The following is a 19,601-nucleotide window of genomic DNA, read 5'->3' on the forward strand; positions in this document are numbered from 1 at the left end:
CCATAATTTGAGTTGTGGATCCATGATAAAGTCCCTCCTATCAAGCCTTATAGTATAAGCAATGTCATGCTACAAGGCAGTGTGGGCAACTTAAACCATCTATAGGATACGACAACACCGTTTTAAAGTGCATAATCATAGGTTGTCGACTCGTTTGTTAATTTTGAATGATGGCGATACCATATTCAATAATTAAACGAGAGGCTTGTTTATCATGATATCAATCATATCCCTATTGATTGTAAAATCAAGATGCCAAAGTCATCAAGTGTTAAAAGTAGCACTATTAGGAGACATGGGCAATATAGGATATGTGGCTTATTTATTATCGCCGTCAGGTAATTCATCTGTATTTGCTTCATTATGCATTGCATTAGCCAGCATGGGGTAATGGTTAAGAATATGACAAAACAGCTCGGCAGTCTTTTGCGTATCATATAGCGCTGAGTGAGCGTCTTTACCATCGAAATCTAGCCCTGCTGCCTTACAGGCACGTGCCAGCACCGTCTGACCAAATGCGAGTGCTGATAGCGTGACGGTATCAAAAACTGAAAAGTTATGGAACGGATTGTGGCTCTTGTTATTGGTACGTAGCACAGCTGCATTCAAAAACGCCAAGTCAAAATGGGCATTGTGTCCGATTAATACACATTGACGGCAGTCTTCCTCACGGCGTACTTCTTTTAGACCCTTAAAAATCCGGCGTAGGGCAGTTTTTTCGTCTTCGGCAATGGCTTTACGCAGTGGGTTTTTAGGATCAATCCCTGTAAAGGCGAGGGCACTTGGCTCTAAATTTGCCCCTTCAAAAGGTTCGATATGAGCATTGAAAGCCTCTCCAGGATAAAACACACCTTGTTCATTAAGTAGTACGGGAATACAGGCAATTTCTAGTAAAGCATCAGTTTGCGCATTAAAACCAGCTGTCTCAACATCGACGACCACAGGTAAAAACTTACGAAAGCGATCTTTTAAGCGTATTGGTGCTTGTTCATCTGTCACGGTATTGTCAGGCAAGGTGGCATCGTTTTGAGTGGTCATATCAGGTAAAATCGCTTTTATCAGTCGTAGTGTTATATTAAATGAAAAATAAGTATGTGATGAGATCTGTCACACCGCTTAAGATAGGGATATGACAGATATTATAGAATAAAATATAGAGGGCTTTATATCAGGCATGTCATCAATTGGTTCACTTAGCACTTAGTACCCTTAATTTTTACAATCTAAATGATGACATACCTTAGCGTGCTCTAGTCTCTAAGAGACCATGGTAGCGTCTCACCTGCCATAAGCGGGGTGAGAGAGCTACCATCGAAGTAAGGATAAGCGATAGGCACTTGCATAGGCGTATTGACAAGCGTAATCGTACTCTCATTTAATGGCATGCCGTAGAACTGGGCACCAAAACGACTGGCAAAACCTTCTAGCTTGTCTATTTTACCAACGCTATCAAAAGCCGTGGCATACAGTGGCAAGGCAGTCGCAGCGCTATAACACCCAGCACAGCCACAAGCGGCTTCTTTTTTATCTGTCGCATGTGGAGCAGAGTCAGTACCTAAGAAGAACTTTGGATTGCCGCTGGTCGCGACATCTAATAATACCTTTTGATGGCTTTCACGCTTCAGGATAGGCAAGCAATAAAAGTGCGGTTTGATACCACCGACCAATAGATGATTGCGGTTAAACATCAAATGCTGCGGTGTAATAGTGGCGGCAACGTGATTGCCTTGAGCCAATACAAAGTCTGCGGCGTCACTGGTAGTGATATGCTCGACTACGATTTTCAAGGTAGGGAACTTTACGATAATTTGTGCCAACACTTCATCTAAAAAGCGCTTTTCACGATCGAAAATATCAATATGATCTTGAGTGACTTCACCATGTATTAATAATGGCAAGTCGTATTTTTCTAGTGCTTCGAAGACATCAACACAAGCATTGATATTGGTGACGCCGTCAGCAGAGTTGGTGGTTGCTCCAGCAGGATATAGCTTAACGGCCTGTACGATACCTGATTTTGCTGCCATTTCGATGTCTTGTGCAGTCGTTTTATCCGTCAGGTATAAGGTCATACGGGGGTCGAACGCCGTTTTGCGCTCTGTGCTCAAGCTACTAGCTTCTAGATGTGACATGATACGCGCGCGGTAAGCACGTGCATCGTCGACATTTTTGACGGGCGGTACTAGGTTTGGCATGCAAATCACACGATTAAAGCTATTTGCGGCATGTGGTACTGTCGTACTCAATGCTGTGCTGTCACGTAAGTGGATATGCCAGTCGTCTGGTTGAAGGATGGTCAATTCTCTAATCGAATCAGTCATAATGTCGTAGCGCTCTGTGTCGTCATATATGGGAATAAAACGGAGTGGTGTTATGTGGCTATCATAACAGATTTGCCCACTTGACTAAATATGCGACTAACGCTCTGTACATAATTCATTGGTCGCACTGTAGAAGGTTTTGAGTATTCTGCTAGCATTCTATGGCGAATAATGATTTTTAAATGTATAAAATGGTCTGGTTTATCATGATTAGATAACAATCTCATAGAGATAGCATATATCCATTGGCTCACCATTCAACCAAAAGCTCACTCCTTATGGCCGTGGCACTTTTGCCTATAGTAAATATGATGTACACTGAGTAAGTAGTTTACCTTTCGATTGAATCTTAGCGCTTTTACCAAAATTAAATTCTCATAATAGGAGTTATTCATGGCTCAACTTGATCCGAAAAATATTAATAAAATCGTATTGGCATATTCAGGTGGTCTTGATACCTCAATCATCGCTAAATGGCTGCAAGAGACTTATGATGCAGAGGTTATTACCTTTACCGCAGATATTGGTCAAGGCGAAGAAGTTGAGCCAGCACGCGCTAAAGCAGAAGCCATGGGTATCAAACATATTCATATCGAAGACTTGCGCGAAGAGTTTGCCCGTGACTATGTGTTCCCAATGTTCCGTGCCAATGCTATCTATGAAGGCGAGTATTTGCTCGGTACTTCTATCGCACGCCCACTAATCGCGAAGCGTTTGGTTGAGATTGCTAAAGAACATAATGCTGATGCCATTAGCCATGGTGCTACGGGTAAAGGTAATGACCAAGTACGTTTTGAGCTGGGTGCTGTCGCCTTGTCACCAGATGTAGTCACCATTGCCCCTTGGCGTGAGTGGGACTTGTCTAGCCGTGAAAGCTTGATGGAATATGCGAAAGAGCACAACATTGCGATTGATTATGCGGGTAATAAGAAAAAATCTCCATACTCAATGGATGCTAACCTGCTACATATCTCTTATGAAGGCGGAATCCTAGAAGATCCATATGCTGAAGCAGAAGATGATATGTGGCGCTGGTCAGTCAGCCCAGAAGAAGCGCCTGACGAAGCACAGTATCTAGAGCTAGAGTATCAAAAAGGCGACATCGTTGCTATCGATGGCGAAGCACTTAAGCCTTTCGAAATCATGATCAAGCTCAATGAGATTGGCGGTAAGCATGGTATCGGACGTTTAGATATCGTAGAAAACCGTTATGTTGGCATGAAGTCACGCGGCTGCTATGAGACACCAGCGGGCACGATTATGCTAAAAGCGCATCGCGGTATTGAGTCATTGACCTTAGACCGTGAAGCCGCGCATTTAAAAGATGAGCTAATGCCACGCTATGCTAAAACTATTTACAACGGCTACTGGTTCAGTCCTGAGCGTATGATGTTGCAAGCGTTGATTGACAAATCACAAGAATATGTCAACGGCACGGTTCGCGTGAAGCTATATAAAGGTGCGGTGAGCGTTGTCGGACGTAAGTCTGATGATTCATTATTTGACGAAAAGATCGCAACTTTTGAAGATGACGCAGGCGCTTATGATCAAAAAGATGCAGAAGGCTTTATCCGTCTTAATGGTCTACGTCTAGCTATCGAAGCCAGCCGTGGTCGCGATTTATCTAAGTAAGATTGTCAGATTATTCGTAATCAATTAGAAAATTAAATCGCACAAAAAAGAGGCCTTAGATATAGGGCCTCTTTTTTATTGCTGATAGTTTGTGATTAAATACTTATGACAACAGCCACATTTAAATCACTGCTTTTTTCTACTCAGCTTCAGCTGTTTCTGCAACATCTTCATCGTCTACCATCACGATTGCGACATCCTGCTGCTGACGTTCTTCGAGAGTCTTTTGTTCTAATAGCACTTCTTCTGTTGCCAACATAGCACCGTCAGACTTTTGCATCTGATATTTGAGAGTTGCCAATCCACCCAGTATACTAATGACCAGAATGATAATGATAATGACGGGGTTTTTCCAAAGCGGCGTGGCGGCTTCGTATTCAATCGGTTTTTCACTGATCGTTGCGGGCGTGTTGTCGCTATTGCCACCGATGAGTCCCAAGCTAACCAAAGGTGGCTTGGGCGGGGTAGCAGGTTCAGAATTTACGCGCAGTCGATTGCGACTGAGATAGATGTCTGATATTTTCGCGAGTTGTAATAACCAACGTTGATGTGGCAATGCAATATCATGCATTTCTGCAAACACCAGCATGTCATTGTGGCGCCCTTGTTGCAAGTTATCAGGTGAGCGGCCAATGGCTTTTAGATAGTTACCTGTGGCCATCTGCATGTCTTGCACAGGTTCATAGTTTTCAGGTTTGAATGCCGTCAGTTCGTACCAGTAAGGATCGAAAGGTGGTGGGTTGCTTGATAGCTGTTCAGTACTTAATAAGCCAACCTCTGATGGGTTTTCAGCTCCCGTGTCCACTGTGCTTTCGGCTGCTTCGTTGTTATTAGCCAGTTTAGCAGATAGCGTTTCTGGTTCACTGGCTGCGAAACGCGCTAATGACAGAAACTGTGGTTGTAGCGCAAACCATTTATTAATTTCGTTATTATCAAGTTGACTGTATTCTGCCAATATAGCCAGCTCACGGAGCACAACCACACATAAAGAGGTCAGTAAAATTTGGACTTGTTGCGTCGTTGCGTCAATTTGACTGGCAATACGATCGCTCGCTTTTATGACCCGAGCATTATCAGAGAATATGGCATCTGCCGCATCGTGACGATGATATAACGTCGCACTAATGGTCGCAAAGTTCATAGAGTTGTATTGACGGAGTTCCTTGACAGCACCACGCCCAAACAGTTTTTTACTCACTGACTGACCATCGTAACGCTGTTGGTAAGCGAGAAGGGCACTAATAATTGCCTGCAAACTGGCATCCATTGCTAAGCGGGTTTGTGGTAATGAAAGCTTTGCGGCATCTGCCAATAATGACACCATCGGTATGGTATCTTGATATAGAAAATCATACATCGACACACGTGTCGGTGAAATAGTCGTCATAATCTGCTAGCATCAAAAAGTGTGCCCCTATATTACGGTGCCCAATGCCTTGATACAATCCCTTGATAATAGAAATTTTCAATCATTTTACGAGGACGTGTTGAATAATCCGAATATAGTCACTGTGAGTGACCTAGTTGGAAGTTTAATATGTCCTAATTGCCCTAACGGTATTTTTACGAATTACTGATAGTTGGAAGCATTTATGAAAAACAGCAACAATCTTGATATACAGATAGTTATTAACATCGCTCAGCAATATCTAACGGTACACCAGCAGAATAAAGAAATAGCACGATACTCGATATCGACTGCTAAAAATGGCATTGGCAGTCAGCAAGATAGTGGCTGTACACCGCTTGGCAAACATGTCATTGCCGAAAAAATAGGGGGTAGTGTACCTAGTAACGCTGTGTTTATAGGCCGTGTGCCCACAGGTGAGATATATGATGCGGAACTCGGTAAGTCTCATCCTGAGCGCGATTGGATATTGAGCCGTATCCTTTGGCTCAGCGGTCTGGAAGAAGGCGTGAACAAAGGAGCTAATAGCCAAGGTGGTTGCGATACTTACCAGCGTTATATCTATATACACGGCACATCAGATACCGAGCCAATGGGCGCACCATTTTCGCATGGCTGTATACGTATGCGTAATGCAGATATCATTCAGCTATTTGAACAAGTCAGCGAGGGTACGTTTGTGACTATTACGGCTGAATAGTATAAGTATAGTCAATCCTCTATAAATTGGATACGGTGTCAGTCTCGCTTAGTCTACTATTTGTAGTACTTTCACTCGTCTTCCTTGTATCCAAACTATATTGAACCGACTATGGTATAAGTGGATGAAACAGAATGATAGTACAACTACATTGATTAAATCATCTATCGTAACTTTCTTGAATCAGACATTATAAAAAAGACAGCCCTCATAGAGTGAGCTGTCTTTTTTATTTTACGTTTTTGCTATTTTACGATGAATATTTTACCAAAATATCGAACGATCTCTCACTTTGGCCAAGCATTTGTCGCTGTGTTTCGTGTCATTTTTGAGTACGGCTGCAAACCAGCCTGCACCATATAGTGCATTATTATCTACAGCTGATTTTAACTGATAACGCTGTTGATATTGTGCATAGCTATGATATTTCTCTAATGGTTTTTGCGCTTTGAGCAAACACTTTAGCTGGCGTTCGGTGCGTTTTTTAGACCCTTTCTTACTTAATAGAGGTGCACAAAACTCAGTGATGTAACGCAAATCTTTTAGCTGATGCAATTCAAAGTCTGCTTGGTCATCAGTATCAAGGTTTGAGTTCGTACTTTCTAAATCAACATCTTCTAAATCAATGTCTTCTAAATCCATACTCTCGCTTTCAACATTGTTTCCCTCACCAAGCTCTTCATCGGTATGGAGCAGCTTTTTATATTGTTTGGATAAGACTTTTACAATTTTATCGGTAGCAAGCTTGTTACTTTGAGGCTCAAGGGTTGGATCACTCATAGTAAAGGCAATGAGTTCTAATAAGGTCAGCTGAAAATCAGGGACGCTGATGGCATCAATAGGCTTAGTTTTGAGAGCGTCAATATCCATCGTCCAGTTAGTCTCAGGCGCGCCATATTTTTGCAGCTTAGGGTCGATATGATTTGCTAGGTAATCTAGCTCCTGATAATCGTCAATCAGGGTAGCCGTTTGCTTTAGTATTGGCTGCCAATCAGGATTGATTTCATCAGAGAAGCTCGCAAACGCATTTAGGGCAGCCAGTAAGCGGCGAATACCTATCTGTAACTGCAAGATGTGGTCACTGTCAGTGCTACCAGCCACGATAGCACTGCTGTTCGGTAGTATTTGCAGTAGACAGTTATGTACGGCAGCCCTGACAAAAGCAGGTATGCTAATTTTTTTATTGATGTTTAGCTGGCTAAGATCAGCACTAACTGCTGGGCTATGATTTTGTCCGTTGATGAGCAATCCACCACGTTCAGCTTTGGTCACAGTAGATAGGCACAGCTTATAGCGCTGACACCAATTTTTGGCTGTCATGAATAGAAAGTCTAAATCTCCTGATATCAGCTCGAATTCTATCTCTCGGATGACTTCTCGCTGAGCATCATCATTACCATGAATAATCTCTCCATAATCGTAGGCTATCTCGATGCTATTGTTTACTTGATTATCTATTTGATCGCTACTGTCTTCTACTAGCAATCGAGTGGTGCGCTGCACATCAGTGACATACAATCGTGTCAGTGTTTTTGCCAGTTTTTTGAGCTTAAATTCAGATAATGCAGGGGCGATTGGAGTGTCTTTATAAATGGTCAAATCAGGCATGAGGGAGTTGGCATCGAGCATTGCTTGTACTTGTTCGTTATCTAATACCGCATTGTGCTCTAAGCGCGCGGCAATACCATCGCCGCCAGCTTTGATTGTCTGTACCCACGACTCGCCTTCTTTACGAATACGCAAGCCGATACCTGCTTTCGCTAGTTGTTGGTCAGGCGTATCGTAATAATGGGCAGCCAGTTGCGTCAGCTGTGAGGATTTGACTTGAGCTTGCCGCATCAAGCCTTTTAGCCGTGATTCTGGCACCAAAAACTTCAGTTCTATCTCTTGCATGGTGGCTCCCAATTATTTTAATAAACGTTAAGTGAGTACTTTAGTCAATCTATAGTCGGCTCAATATAATTTGGATACAAGGAAGTCGAGTGAAAGTACTACACATCTGTACTCGGCTACTTGGTACTTTTTTAGATTGAATCAACTCTATCGTATGAAAGCTATCATCTAATAACAAGTAATATTCTATAGAACTGCCTAGAGCGTGTCATCAATTAGCACATTAATACATTTAGTGGCCTTAAAATGGCTAAATTTTGCTAAACATCGTCAGTAATTTTGTCAATATATTCATATTAACGGCAATCCCTTCCTTGTTTATCTACAATTTTTCTCATTTTAAGCCTCACAATCTAATTGATGACACACCCTAGGTGTTCTTTCTATAAAAAATACACTTTTGTTTTATTGTCGTTATAATTGAGAAAATATTGAACAAAAGTATATTTAATATGAGAGAAATCCAGATGATATCTGCAAGCAGTCTTTTGAAAAAACAGGTTGGTTTTGATAGGCAGCACGACTCTATGATGAGTAAGCTTAAAACATCATCACAACCCAATCGTTTGTCATTAGCTATAGCAGCGGCAATGCTCGGGTCTGTATTACTGATGAGTGGCTGTAGTCAATCTGAGGAATATGCAGAAAGTGCCTCAGAGGAGCCAAGTGACTATGCGAATGAACAAGACGTTAGTGCTGATATCAATACCGTGATGTCTGAACAATCAGTTGTTGCAGAGCCAGAGGCTGACAATCAAGCCAATGGACTGACGGTTGAGAGCTTATCAGAGAGTAGTGAGCAGACACTTGCTAGTCAGACCGCTAATATCCAGATACAAGGTAAAGAGCTGCTGATTAATGCCAGTGCAAACTTTACTGTCAAAGACGTGGTCAGGAGTAGTGCTGCCATTGAGACGTTGACACGGCAGCAGGGTGGCTATGTAGCGCTCAGTAATATTAGCAACTATCCACGTAGTGATAGAACCTTTGTCCAAGGTGATAAAAATATTACGATTACAACCTATAATCGCCAAGCTGAAATGACGGTTCGGGTTCCTCGTGTCAACGTCAATAAGTTCTTGGAGCAAATGCAGCAGCAAGTGGCTTTTTTGAATGGTCAGGAGTTCACTGCACAAGACGTTACTTTGGATATTTATCGTGAGCAGCTAGCAAGTCAGCTAAATAGCGATATGGCGGATGAGCTCAGTCAAGAGCGTCTCGATAGCAAAAATGATAAAGATCAGGGTAGTAATGTCGATGCTATCACCGCTACTTATGCAGCACGTCGCCAAAAAGAATTGGCAAAGCTTGAGCAAATGGATATCGCCGATAAAGTCAAATATAGCACCATCAATCTGAGTTTTATGCAGCCAGATGTCAGTTATAAAGAAACCACTCAAAACCTAGATGTTTTGATAGATGCTGAACGTCCGAGTTTTGGCACCGAAGTCAACAAATCATTCAAAGATGGTTGGAGTATGCTCAGGTCATTTGCACTTGGCATTATACAATTGTGGTGGCTAGTGGTGCTTGGTGGTGTTTTTTATCTCATTTATAGAATGATAAAAGCGATCTATCGTAAGTTTTTTAAACACAGCCCTCGTGTAGAACACTTACGACGTAATCTGATGGGTGAAAACCAAGACGTCCATCATTCAGAGGGTATAAAGAGCAATCAGGTAGGTGATAATACCGACAGTGCTAAAGAGACTGATAGCAAGGATGCTAAGCACTAGGGCGTGTTCTCAATTCAAACGAGTGTCCTCTAAAAGAGCTAAAAATAGCTAAATTTTGCCAAACATCGTCAAATAGTTGGTTAATATCCTGATATTATCTGCGCTATTTTCCTCGTTTGACGGCAATTTATCTCATTTTTATCATCATCTTTAAAATGAAGACAGGCCCTAGAATTGAAGCTTAAAAAGCTCACAATAACAGAGTGTCAATAAACAGCCATAAAAAAGCCGCCCTACATTATGTAGGGCGGCTTTTTTAGCAATTACCTATAGATGGTCGGTGATTAGAACTGGTTCATTGTGTTCTTGCCGCCGCCAGCTTTAAGTGCGTTGTCACCAGAGAAGATTTCTTTGTGATCATCGCCTAGGTCAGAACCGGCCATTGCTTGGTGCTTAACACAAGCGATGCCTTCGCGGATTTCTTTACGTTGTACACCAGCTGCATAAGCAAGCATGCCTTCTTCACCGAAGTAGCCTTTAGCAAGTTCATGAACGCTAAGAGCAGTCGTGTGGTAAGTCGGTAGCGTGATTAAGTGATGGAATACACCAGCTTCACGTGACGCATCACGTTGGAAGTTCTTAGCAGCGACATCAGCTGCTGCATCAAGCTCAGTACCGTCATAATCAGCACTCATCAAGTCATCTTTATTGTAGCTAGAGATGTCTTTGCCTTCTTCTTCCCACTGTGCAATGACTTGCTTACGGAAGTTAAGCGTCCAGTTGAATGATGGGCTATTGTTGTATACAAGCTTCGCTTTAGGCTGTTGCTCTTTAATACGGTCAACCATCATTTTGATGTGTTCTACATCTGGAGTTGGTGTTTCAATCCATAGTAGATCGGCACCGTTTTCTAGAGCGGTCACACAGTCAAGTACAACACGGTCAATGTTTGTGTCTTCACGGAACTGATATAGACCGTTTTGCAGACGAACTGGACGTACTAGTTTGCCGTTGTGCTTAAGTAAGCTATCGTTTTCTAGAGCATTTTCTAAAGTAACTTCTTCCATTTCGATGAAGTCGATGTATTTAGAAGCTAGATCGCCTGGCTCATTTGATACTGGAATTTTTTGTGTGAGTGATGCGCCTTCAGAGTCAGTACGAGCAACGATAACACCGTCTTCAACACCAAGCTCTAGGAATGCATAACGGATAGCGTTTAGCTTAGAGATGAAGTCTTCATGCGGTACAGTTACTTTACCAGCCTGGTGACCACATTGCTTAGCATCAGATACTTGGTTTTCAACCTGAATGGCACAAGCACCTGCTTCGATCATTTGCTTAGTCAATAGGTAAGTGGCTTCTTCGTTACCGAAACCTGCATCGATATCAGCAATGATTGGCACAACATGTGAATCAAAGTTTTCGATTTTTTCTACGATAGCTGAAGTATCTTGACCAGCTTCTTCAGCAGCGTTTAGCTCACGGAAGTAATCGTTCAATACTTTAGCATCGGCTTGACGTAGGAACGTGTAGATTTCTTCGATTAGCTTAGGCACTGATGTTTTTTCATGCATAGATTGGTCAGGTAGTGGACCAAACTCAGAGCGTAGAGCTGCAACCATCCAACCTGATAAGTAGATGTAAGTTTTAGAAGTCGTGCCAAAATATTTCTTTTTAGCGTACATAGTTTGCTGTGCAACAAAACCATGCCATGCACCTAGAGACTGTGTGTACTGAGACGTATCATTGTCATAGTCTTCCATGTCTTGACGCATGATTTTTGCAGTATATTTTGCGATATCCAAGCCCGTTTTAAAACGGTTTTGTGACATCATACGTGCCGCATCGGTTTCGCTGATATTCTGCCAGTTACCGTGCTTTTGCTTCAATTCACGTACTAAGTCGATCGCTGATTTATATGCAGTTGACATCTATGTCTCCTTGGTGGGGTGTAAAAACAAATAAGTTAAGTGCTAAAATAATGACGATTGTGTATGACTGAAAAGGTATACATTTAGACTTTATATTAGTGCCATTGACATCTCATAAGGTCAGACAGAATTACAAGCTATCAGTTAAAGCCTTATTTACCCTAAACAAACTTAGTCACTAATACAAGAGAATTACTAGAACTTGGTAGTGAAAAAACAATGGGCAATGTATAAAAGGTTGCTGAGCTTATTCATATATTTCTAAAGCACTTGCGTTCTTTATTGAGTGGCGATGTCATTATCGGCAATAAGAAATGTTACAATAATAAACAGTTTGTGCGATAGATTTGGTCATTGTCTAATGACTATAGCGGTCTTTTAAGCAATCAATTCATCGTATGATGCTACCGATATAGACCATCAATATACTATATAATTGTGTCGGTCAAATGAATGTAGCCAGTCTATAAAACTAAGCTGTATCGTTTGCGTTACAAGTCATCCTATGAGACTTACTATAACTGCCTTACCAAGATTTATCTAATTTATGATTATTATCTTGGGTATTTTCTTAAGTTATAATTCATATATAACAGTACCTTACGTTAGACGGTTTGGGTTATACTTAGCAGATATCGCATAAAATCAGATAAAAAGTAGCAGAATTACACTGTTATAGACCATAAATTGTTAGAACAGCACCAAAAATGCCAAGCTTATAACGGCACTTATCCAAAGGCCAAGAGAACTATATATGAATTTGCAGCGGGTAGATTTAAACTTATTGGTACATCTAGATGTGTTGTTACGAGAGAAAAATGTCACTCGTGCAGCTGAGCAGCTTGGCATTACCCAACCTGCGATGAGCAACATTTTGCGCCGTCTGCGCAAGTTGTTTAACGATCCGTTACTGGTACGTTCTTCTGAGGGTATGACGCCAACGGAGCGGGCTTTAGAATTGCAACCTCGTATTCGTGAGATACTGGCAGATTTGACGCAAGTGTTAGAGCCACGTACTGAGTTCCGTCCTTATAGCACCTCTCGCGTCTTCCGTATCATGACGTCAGACTATGCGGAAGCGACGCTAGTTCCTAAACTGGTCAAAGCTTTACGCTCTGAAGCACCCAATGTTATCTTGGATTTCTTGACACCATCAGACGTCTCTTATCGGGATATGGAGCAGGGACGCGTTGATCTGGCAATTAACCGCTTTAACGAGATACCACAGAGCTTTCACCAAGTGTTGGTGTGGCGTGATACTTTTAGTTGTCTGTTGTCTTCTGACAGCCCTTATGCCAATCGTTTCAACTTAAAAAACTATCTGAAAGCACAGCATGTTTGGGTCTCTAAAACCGGCATGGGTGTCGGCTTTGGGGTAAATCCTGAAAAATCAGGTGGTTTGGGGTCTATCGATCAAGCGCTACAACGCCTCGGTCAAAAACGTCAAATCAGTGTTTTTACTCGTCATTATCAGATGCCAGCCATGCTTGCTGCTAATAAAGATTTGGTAGCAACTTTGCCAACTCGTGTGGCAAAAATGCAGGCAAATAACGACAGTATTAAAATGGAAGAGCCGCCATTCTTCATTCCTGAGTTTGAGCTAACGATGGCGTGGTCACCGTTATTGCAACATCATCCAGCTCATCGTTGGTTACGCCAACTTATCATGCATGTGGCGCGTCAAATCGTTGATGAGGAAGAAAACCCACCGCAGGAGATACCTGTGATGAACCATCTATTTTAAATTGATTGTTTTTTAAGACAGATAAATTTTTTATTAAACCAGCCGTAGGGCTGGTTTTTTACTGGTCTAATTTTACTCAAATACCTCATCTATAACTCAAACTGCTTACAACTTAAGCGTAATTAATAAGATAGCCACACTCTTAACATCTTATGCACACTTCTTCATATCTTGTAAACCTATCATCCAAATTACCTTGTTATGATGGCCACAGATAGAAAGCAGTGCACCAACAAGCTGATACCTATTTGAGTGATTGGTTGCTATAAGAGCTTATGACACAACAAGAACTTATTGCATAGCGTTTAGCGAGTATGCTGAGCCACAAAACAGTAACCAATGCTTATTCTATAAACTGAAAATACTAAACATAAAATAAAATATAACAAGGACAATAACATGTCAGATATCACTACTATCAACCCAACTACGGGTGAAGAGATTAAAAATTACGATTACATGAGCGTAGACGAAGTTAATAAAATTGTTGATACTTCACATGAAGCATTTTTAGCATGGCGCACTGTTAGTCACGAAGAACGTGGCCGAGCGATTAAATCTATTGGTGATAAGCTAATCGAGTACAAAGAAGAGTTGGCTAAACTGATGACAGAAGAGCGCGGTAAGCTATATAGCCAAAGCTTGCAAGAGATTGATCTGTGTAAGGCAATCTGTGATTATACTGCTGAAAACGGTGTTGAATCATTGGCTGACGATGTACGTGATATCGAAGGCATGAGAAAAGGATTGGTCAGCTATCAACCTATCGGTATCATTTATGGTATGCAGCCTTGGAACTTCCCAGCGTATCAGGTATTCCGTTATACCATTGCCAACTTGATGGCAGGTAATAGTATCCTGTTAAAACATGCTTCTAACGTAACAGGCTCTGGTTTATTAATTGAAAAAATACTTCATGAGTCTGAATTGCCAAATGATCTTTTCCGTACCATTATCATCGGTCACGACCAGTCAGAAGAATTAATCAACAACGACAAAGTACGCGGTGTGACGCTCACAGGTAGCGATAAAGCAGGTGTCATCGTTGGTCAACAAGCAGCAAAAGCTATCAAAAAAGCGGTATTAGAGCTTGGCTCAAACGATGCTTTCATCGTGTTAGAGGATGCTGATTTAGACATAGCAGTAGAAACTTGTACACAAGCACGCCTGATCAATAACGGTGAAACTTGTGTCGCCGCAAAACGCTTCATTGTAGTAGATAGCGTATACGACGAATTCCGCAAGCGTATTGTTGAGAAGTTTGAAGGTGCGAAATATGGCGATCCTATGGATGATAGCTCAGACATCGGACCATTGGCTCGCAAAGATCTACAAGAACAGTTACATGAGCAAGTAGAGCAAAGTGTGGCTAAAGGTGCAACGATTGCTGTTGGTGGTAAAGTTCCTGATAGCAAAGGCAGTTTTTATCCAGCCACTATCTTAGAAAACGTTGAAAAAGGTCAACCTGCCTATGATGATGAGTTGTTTGGCCCTGTGGCTTCGCTCATTCGCGCAAAAGACCAGGACGATGCCTTACGTATCGCTAACGACAGCCGTTATGGTTTAGGTGGTGCAATCTTCTCAAAAGATACAGACAAAGCAGTACGTCTAGCACGTGAGGAGTTTGATACGGGTATGGTCTATATCAATGGTTACGGTCTAGCCAACCCTGCATTACCATTTGGTGGTGTAAAAAATTCAGGTTATGGTCGTGAGCATGGTGGCTTTGGTATCAAAGAGTTCGTTAATATCAAAGCGGTTCATGTATTTTAAGAATCTAGATAGTTAAATAGCTAGACAGTTTCAGCAGATAACCATTTATGATTTCAAATTGTAGAGGGTTATTGAAATAAAAAAGCCCAGTCGCTCACTACGAGTTAACTGGGCTTTTTCATGTAAAAATGTTATACGTGCCAAAACTAGGTTCGAGCTAACTTATCATGCTCTAATGCCAATCTAAGCGTTCATAAAAAGCTGTAATGGCAAGGCTGGCAAGTAATTTGCCTTAGTTTTATTACAGGTTTCATTACTAGTATCAAGTGACAATACTTTATTTGCCAATAGCAAAATTGTCCAAGGTAGCAATTTATGCTCAAGTTCTTGTACACGTGCTTGTAGGCTATCAGCCGTCTCTGTTTGATTGACCTCTAACAGCGCTTGAGTCAAAACAGCGCCCGCATCGAGCTCAGCAGTGACGACATGAATACTACAACCATGGTGACGCTCACCTGCTTGTATAACTCGCTGATGGGTATCAAGCCCCTTGTAAACAGGCAATAGAGAAGGGTGCAAGTTAATCATAGGCGCTGGCGCATTATCGATAAATGAGCCACTTAATACACGCATAAAACCAGCTAACACTATTAAATCAGGTTGCCATTCAACAAGCTGTGCATTTGCATGAGTTTCAAAAGTTTTGATACCCATGCGTTTGCCGTTAGCAACGTGTGACAGTACCGCGACTGGAATGGCAGCATCATTGGCACGCGTGATGGCATAAGCGTCATCACGATTGCTGATGACACCTACTATTTCAATCGGTAGTGCGCCAGCTTGCATGGCATCGATCAATACTTGCAAATTGCTCCCACTGCCTGATACCAAAACGGCAATACGCAATGGCTTGTTGGCGTGACTGGTATTATTGGCTAGCATTAACGGTACACCACTGCATCCGCTTCACGACTGACCATTTCGCCTAACTGCCATGCCTTTTCGCCAGCGTCATTCAATATATTGATAGCCGCTTCAGCTTTATCTTTAGGCACGACAATTACAAAGCCAACACCGCAGTTAAAGGTGCGGTACATTTCACTCTGCTCGATGTTACCTTGGGTTTGTAACCAAGTGAATAGCTCTGAGAACTGCCAGCTATTGGTATCGATGCTAGCGGCTAGTGTTTCAGGCAATACACGCGGTAAGTTATCTGTTAAGCCACCACCTGTGATATGTGACATCGCATGAAGGGCTGAACTACCAAGAGTGTCTTGCAAAGCTTTGATAGCTTTAACATAGATACGAGTAGGGGCCATGAGTGCGTCTTGGATAGGCTGACCGTCTAATTGTGCATCGCTAGTAGTGACATCAACGCCACTTACTTCGATAACTTTACGAACCAATGAATAGCCGTTTGAATGCGCGCCACTTGAGCCAAGGGCTATCAATACATCACCTTCCGCGACATTTTCACCAGTGATTACTTCGGCTTCTTCAACCACACCCACACAGAATCCAGCTAGGTCGTAATCGTCATCTTGATACATGCCTGGCATTTCAGCTGTCTCGCCACCGATGAGCGCACAGTTTGATAATTTACAACCTTCGCCAATACCAGTGACGACAGTCGCTGCTACGTCAACATCGAGCTTGCCTGTTGCGTAGTAATCTAAGAAGAATAATGGCTCAGCACCGCAAACCAATAGGTCATTGACGCACATAGCGACCAAATCAATACCGATAGTGTCATGACGATTCAGTTGCAAGGCCAGTTTAAGCTTGGTGCCTACGCCGTCAGTGCCCGAAACCAATAAAGGTGAGGTGTAACCGGTCGGAATACGACAAAGCGCGCCAAAACCGCCAAGTCCGCCCACAACCTCAGGACGAGAGGTGGCTTTTGCCACTGATTTAATACGTTGAACCAACGCATCGCCTGCATCAATATCAACGCCGGCATCTTTGTAGCTTAAAGAAGGCTTGTTACTCATGGTCATCTCACAAATTTTATAGGGAATGAAGGTCTATCGGTAGAAAAGCGAGTTGGTCGTGTAAATTCTGAATATAGTGGGCGCATTATACCCAAAAACGACCCACACTCGCAAAGCAACTTGCCGATATTTGACTGATATTTAGTGAAGACTTGCTTTAAGTGGCAAATAAAGCATCAAGAAACAAAAAATGACTGATTTTTAACGGTACTCTGCGATAATGGGAATCTAAATCTACTGTCAATAACTGTTTGCTATTAAGATGTTGTTACTCAATAACACCTATTTAAAAGCAATCATATCGCAACCTTAAATCAGCCTAAGCCTAGGATAACTTGTTATGATGAACCAACCAATCGACCTCTTTTTTCGACGCTTATTTATCGTCGTTGCTATGGTGGTGGTTGTCTTTTTATTGTATTTAATGATGCCTGTCATTATACCGTTTGTCTTTGCTTTCGTACTCGCTTACTTATTCAATCCGCTGGTCAAACGCCTATCGAAATATATCAAACGCTGGATAGCGATTATCATTGTCTATTCGACCATTACGTTAGGAATGGTGCTGCTGCTATGGTGGTTGATACCGACACTTTGGAATCAGTTGCAAGCGGCGTGGGACTACTTACCCAAAGTGTTGAACTGGTATAACCAAGTGGTGCGAGAATGGTTTGTTAATAACAGCCGTATTAGTTTGCCAGAGCTGGAGTCAAAAGGGTTTTCTGAGACGTTGGTCGATTACATGCAAACGAATTATAAATTCGAAGATGCCAGCACGATGATGAGCCATATCATTGCCTCAAGTATGAGCTTTATTAATAATGCGGGACTCATCGTATTAGTGCCTATTCTGACATTTTATTTCTTATTTAATTGGGATCAGCGTTTGCATACGTGGAAAATGGCGGTTCCAGCGGCTTATAATGAAAAGTTTGTTCAGATTGCCAGAGAGTGTGATCGTGCATTGATGGCTTTTATTAAAGGTCAGTTATTGGTAATGGTGCTGTTGGGCATGATTTATGCGGTGCAGTTGCAGCTCATTGGTCTTGAACTTGGACTTATCATTGGTATGGTTGCGGGGGTTGCTAGCTTTGTTCCTTATTTGGGGTTTGGTATCGGTTTCATCGCTGCCATTACTGCATGCCTCTTCCAGTTTGGACTAGACTGGACTTATCTGTCATTAATCGCTGGTGCATTTTTGGTTGGGCAGGCCGCTGAGGGTTATGTACTGCAGCCGTTGCTATTAGGTGATAAGATTGGTCTGTCACCGCTATGGGTTATCTTTTCGGTATTGGCAGGAGCCAGCTTGTTAGGCTTCGTCGGTATGCTGATAGCCTTGCCTGTCTCAGCGGTGCTTAATGTATTGTTCCGCCATTTATACGCTTACTATCGTTCGACTGATTTTTATAAAGGCCGTAAGCAACTGGCTCTGTTTGAAAAGAATTAGATGGTTTACTGTCAAATTAACGTGTTTATCATAAATTGGCGGTAGAATTATGAGAGAGATAAAGGGCGGTTGATAAGGCTTAATAGGTAAAAGACTTGTCAGTCATTTTGCAAATATGTTATATATAGGCGCAGTGTTAGTAGTATCAGTGGTTATTCGTTGGCAAGAGCCATTTTTATAATGGTAGTCCTACGATATGTCCATAGCCAAGAACACGGCAGACCAACGCCACAAGTTTATATCAAGTCGTATTGAACACAGTAAAGTCAGTTCTACGACCGTTATGCCTCCTATTTTCCATTGTGTTACGTAAAACGAGTTGATGATTCATGGCAGAAGCACAGCTAAGTCTCAATCTGGACATTAAGCATGATGCAAGTCTAAGCGACTTTGCCGGTCCTGGTTGGATGTCGATTATTGATGCAGTGCGGCAGTTACATGTCGGCCTGATAGGACAGCTGTATCTATTTGGTAGTCCTGCTACTGGTAAGTCTCATTTGCTATCAGCAATCTGTGAGTCGTTTATTGAGATGGACAAATCTGCTATCTGTTTGTCACTCAACGAGTTGATTCATGCCGATGTCCACGTGCTTTCATCTTTAGAGAACTTTGATCTGATCGCAATCGACGATTTAGAAGTCCTTGAGCAAAGCAGTCAGTGGCAAGAAGCTTTATTCCATTTGATTAATCGTAGTCGGGAAGGTCAGCGTCAGTTATTGTTTGCAGCCAATAAACCTGCTGATGATTTACCTTTTCAGCTGAGAGATTTATTGACCCGTTTGGCACAAGCACCTACGTTTAAAGTACCGAATGGTCATGATCTGGCAGATCGTCAGGCATTATTGCAGTCTATCCTGCGTCGACGAGGCTGGCAGTTTGACGATAGGATTATTGACTATTTGCTTACGGAAGGCCCGCACCGTATCGGGGCGATGATGGACGTGCTCAACTATATTCAACCGATGTTTTCTAATCTTGGCCGCAACAATATATCCAAAGCAGTCATAAGTGATGCGTTACGTACTATTGATGAACAGACACTAGCGGCAGAGCTTGCTGATATTGCGCAAGAGACGCAAGTAGATCATGACTCTGCAGATCAAGATCAACATACTATGCCATTCGACTTTTAGCCCTAAAAATAC

14 protein-coding genes are annotated in these 19,601 nt (G+C 42.1%); 7 read left to right on the forward strand and 7 right to left on the reverse strand.

Annotated elements, in window-relative coordinates; genetic code table 11:
- Nucleotides 1–318 precede the first annotated feature (318 nt).
- Nucleotides 319–1,038 carry a ribonuclease T gene (gene rnt / locus I6E84_RS05795; RefSeq protein WP_197216744.1) on the reverse strand — a complete coding sequence of 240 codons (720 nt, stop codon included), beginning with the start codon at nt 1,036–1,038 and terminating at the stop codon, nt 319–321.
- A gap of 212 nt (nt 1,039–1,250) precedes the next feature.
- Nucleotides 1,251–2,321 carry a dihydroorotase gene (gene pyrC / locus I6E84_RS05800; RefSeq protein ID WP_197216746.1) on the reverse strand — a complete coding sequence of 357 codons (1,071 nt, stop codon included), beginning with the start codon at nt 2,319–2,321 and terminating at the stop codon, nt 1,251–1,253.
- A 393-nt stretch (nt 2,322–2,714) separates the two neighbouring features.
- Here pyrC and I6E84_RS05805 point away from each other — a divergent pair, with 393 nt between their 5' ends.
- On the forward strand, nt 2,715–3,953 hold the full coding sequence (locus I6E84_RS05805; RefSeq protein WP_110923137.1) for an argininosuccinate synthase: 1,239 nt from the start codon (nt 2,715–2,717) through the stop codon (nt 3,951–3,953).
- A 139-nt stretch (nt 3,954–4,092) separates the two neighbouring features.
- Here I6E84_RS05805 and I6E84_RS05810 read toward each other — a convergent pair whose 3' ends face one another.
- The gene (locus I6E84_RS05810; protein ID WP_197216748.1) at nt 4,093–5,340 is read right to left on the reverse strand and encodes a hypothetical protein; all 1,248 of its coding nucleotides are present in this window, start codon (nt 5,338–5,340) and stop codon (nt 4,093–4,095) included.
- A gap of 205 nt (nt 5,341–5,545) precedes the next feature.
- Here I6E84_RS05810 and I6E84_RS05815 point away from each other — a divergent pair, with 205 nt between their 5' ends.
- Nucleotides 5,546–6,061 carry a L,D-transpeptidase gene (locus I6E84_RS05815; protein WP_197216750.1) on the forward strand — a complete coding sequence of 172 codons (516 nt, stop codon included), beginning with the start codon at nt 5,546–5,548 and terminating at the stop codon, nt 6,059–6,061.
- A gap of 264 nt (nt 6,062–6,325) precedes the next feature.
- Here I6E84_RS05815 and I6E84_RS05820 read toward each other — a convergent pair whose 3' ends face one another.
- Nucleotides 6,326–7,954 carry a CYTH and CHAD domain-containing protein gene (locus tag I6E84_RS05820; protein ID WP_197216751.1) on the reverse strand — a complete coding sequence of 543 codons (1,629 nt, stop codon included), beginning with the start codon at nt 7,952–7,954 and terminating at the stop codon, nt 6,326–6,328.
- A 452-nt stretch (nt 7,955–8,406) separates the two neighbouring features.
- On the opposite strand from I6E84_RS05820, the gene I6E84_RS05825 reads away from it, so the two are divergent.
- Nucleotides 8,407–9,690 (forward strand): DUF4349 domain-containing protein, encoded by a 1,284-nt coding sequence (locus I6E84_RS05825; RefSeq protein ID WP_197216752.1) that lies wholly within the window; start codon nt 8,407–8,409, stop codon nt 9,688–9,690.
- Nucleotides 9,691–9,974: 284 nt separating this feature from the next.
- Here I6E84_RS05825 and I6E84_RS05830 read toward each other — a convergent pair whose 3' ends face one another.
- Nucleotides 9,975–11,561 carry an isocitrate lyase gene (locus I6E84_RS05830; protein ID WP_197216753.1) on the reverse strand — a complete coding sequence of 529 codons (1,587 nt, stop codon included), beginning with the start codon at nt 11,559–11,561 and terminating at the stop codon, nt 9,975–9,977.
- Between the two features lie 754 nt (nt 11,562–12,315).
- Between I6E84_RS05830 and I6E84_RS05835 the strand changes: the two genes are divergently transcribed.
- Both I6E84_RS05835 and I6E84_RS05840 read left to right on the forward strand, forming a co-directional pair.
- Nucleotides 12,316–13,305 carry a LysR family transcriptional regulator gene (locus I6E84_RS05835; RefSeq protein ID WP_110923131.1) on the forward strand — a complete coding sequence of 330 codons (990 nt, stop codon included), beginning with the start codon at nt 12,316–12,318 and terminating at the stop codon, nt 13,303–13,305.
- 399 nt (nt 13,306–13,704) lie between these two features.
- On the forward strand, nt 13,705–15,078 hold the full coding sequence (locus tag I6E84_RS05840; RefSeq protein ID WP_197216754.1) for an NAD-dependent succinate-semialdehyde dehydrogenase: 1,374 nt from the start codon (nt 13,705–13,707) through the stop codon (nt 15,076–15,078).
- A gap of 183 nt (nt 15,079–15,261) precedes the next feature.
- Here I6E84_RS05840 and purN read toward each other — a convergent pair whose 3' ends face one another.
- Both purN and purM read right to left on the reverse strand, forming a co-directional pair.
- A complete protein-coding gene (purN, locus tag I6E84_RS05845; protein ID WP_197216755.1) occupies nt 15,262–15,960 on the reverse strand; it encodes a phosphoribosylglycinamide formyltransferase in 699 nt (232 codons plus the stop codon).
- Complete coding sequence (purM, locus tag I6E84_RS05850) at nt 15,960–17,009, reverse strand: phosphoribosylformylglycinamidine cyclo-ligase (protein WP_197216756.1); 1,050 nt, start codon at nt 17,007–17,009, stop codon at nt 15,960–15,962. The genes purN and purM overlap by 1 nt, the downstream gene beginning before the upstream one ends.
- Before the next feature lie 340 nt (nt 17,010–17,349).
- Between purM and I6E84_RS05855 the strand changes: the two genes are divergently transcribed.
- Nucleotides 17,350–18,456 (forward strand): AI-2E family transporter, encoded by a 1,107-nt coding sequence (locus tag I6E84_RS05855; RefSeq protein ID WP_197216758.1) that lies wholly within the window; start codon nt 17,350–17,352, stop codon nt 18,454–18,456.
- A 329-nt stretch (nt 18,457–18,785) separates the two neighbouring features.
- Complete coding sequence (gene hda / locus I6E84_RS05860) at nt 18,786–19,589, forward strand: DnaA regulatory inactivator Hda (protein ID WP_197216760.1); 804 nt, start codon at nt 18,786–18,788, stop codon at nt 19,587–19,589.
- Nucleotides 19,590–19,601: the final 12 nt, after the last annotated feature.

Origin of the sequence: Psychrobacter sp. SCQQ22 (assembly GCF_015864605.1) — a bacterium.
Classification (GTDB): domain Bacteria; phylum Pseudomonadota; class Gammaproteobacteria; order Pseudomonadales; family Moraxellaceae; genus Psychrobacter; species Psychrobacter fozii.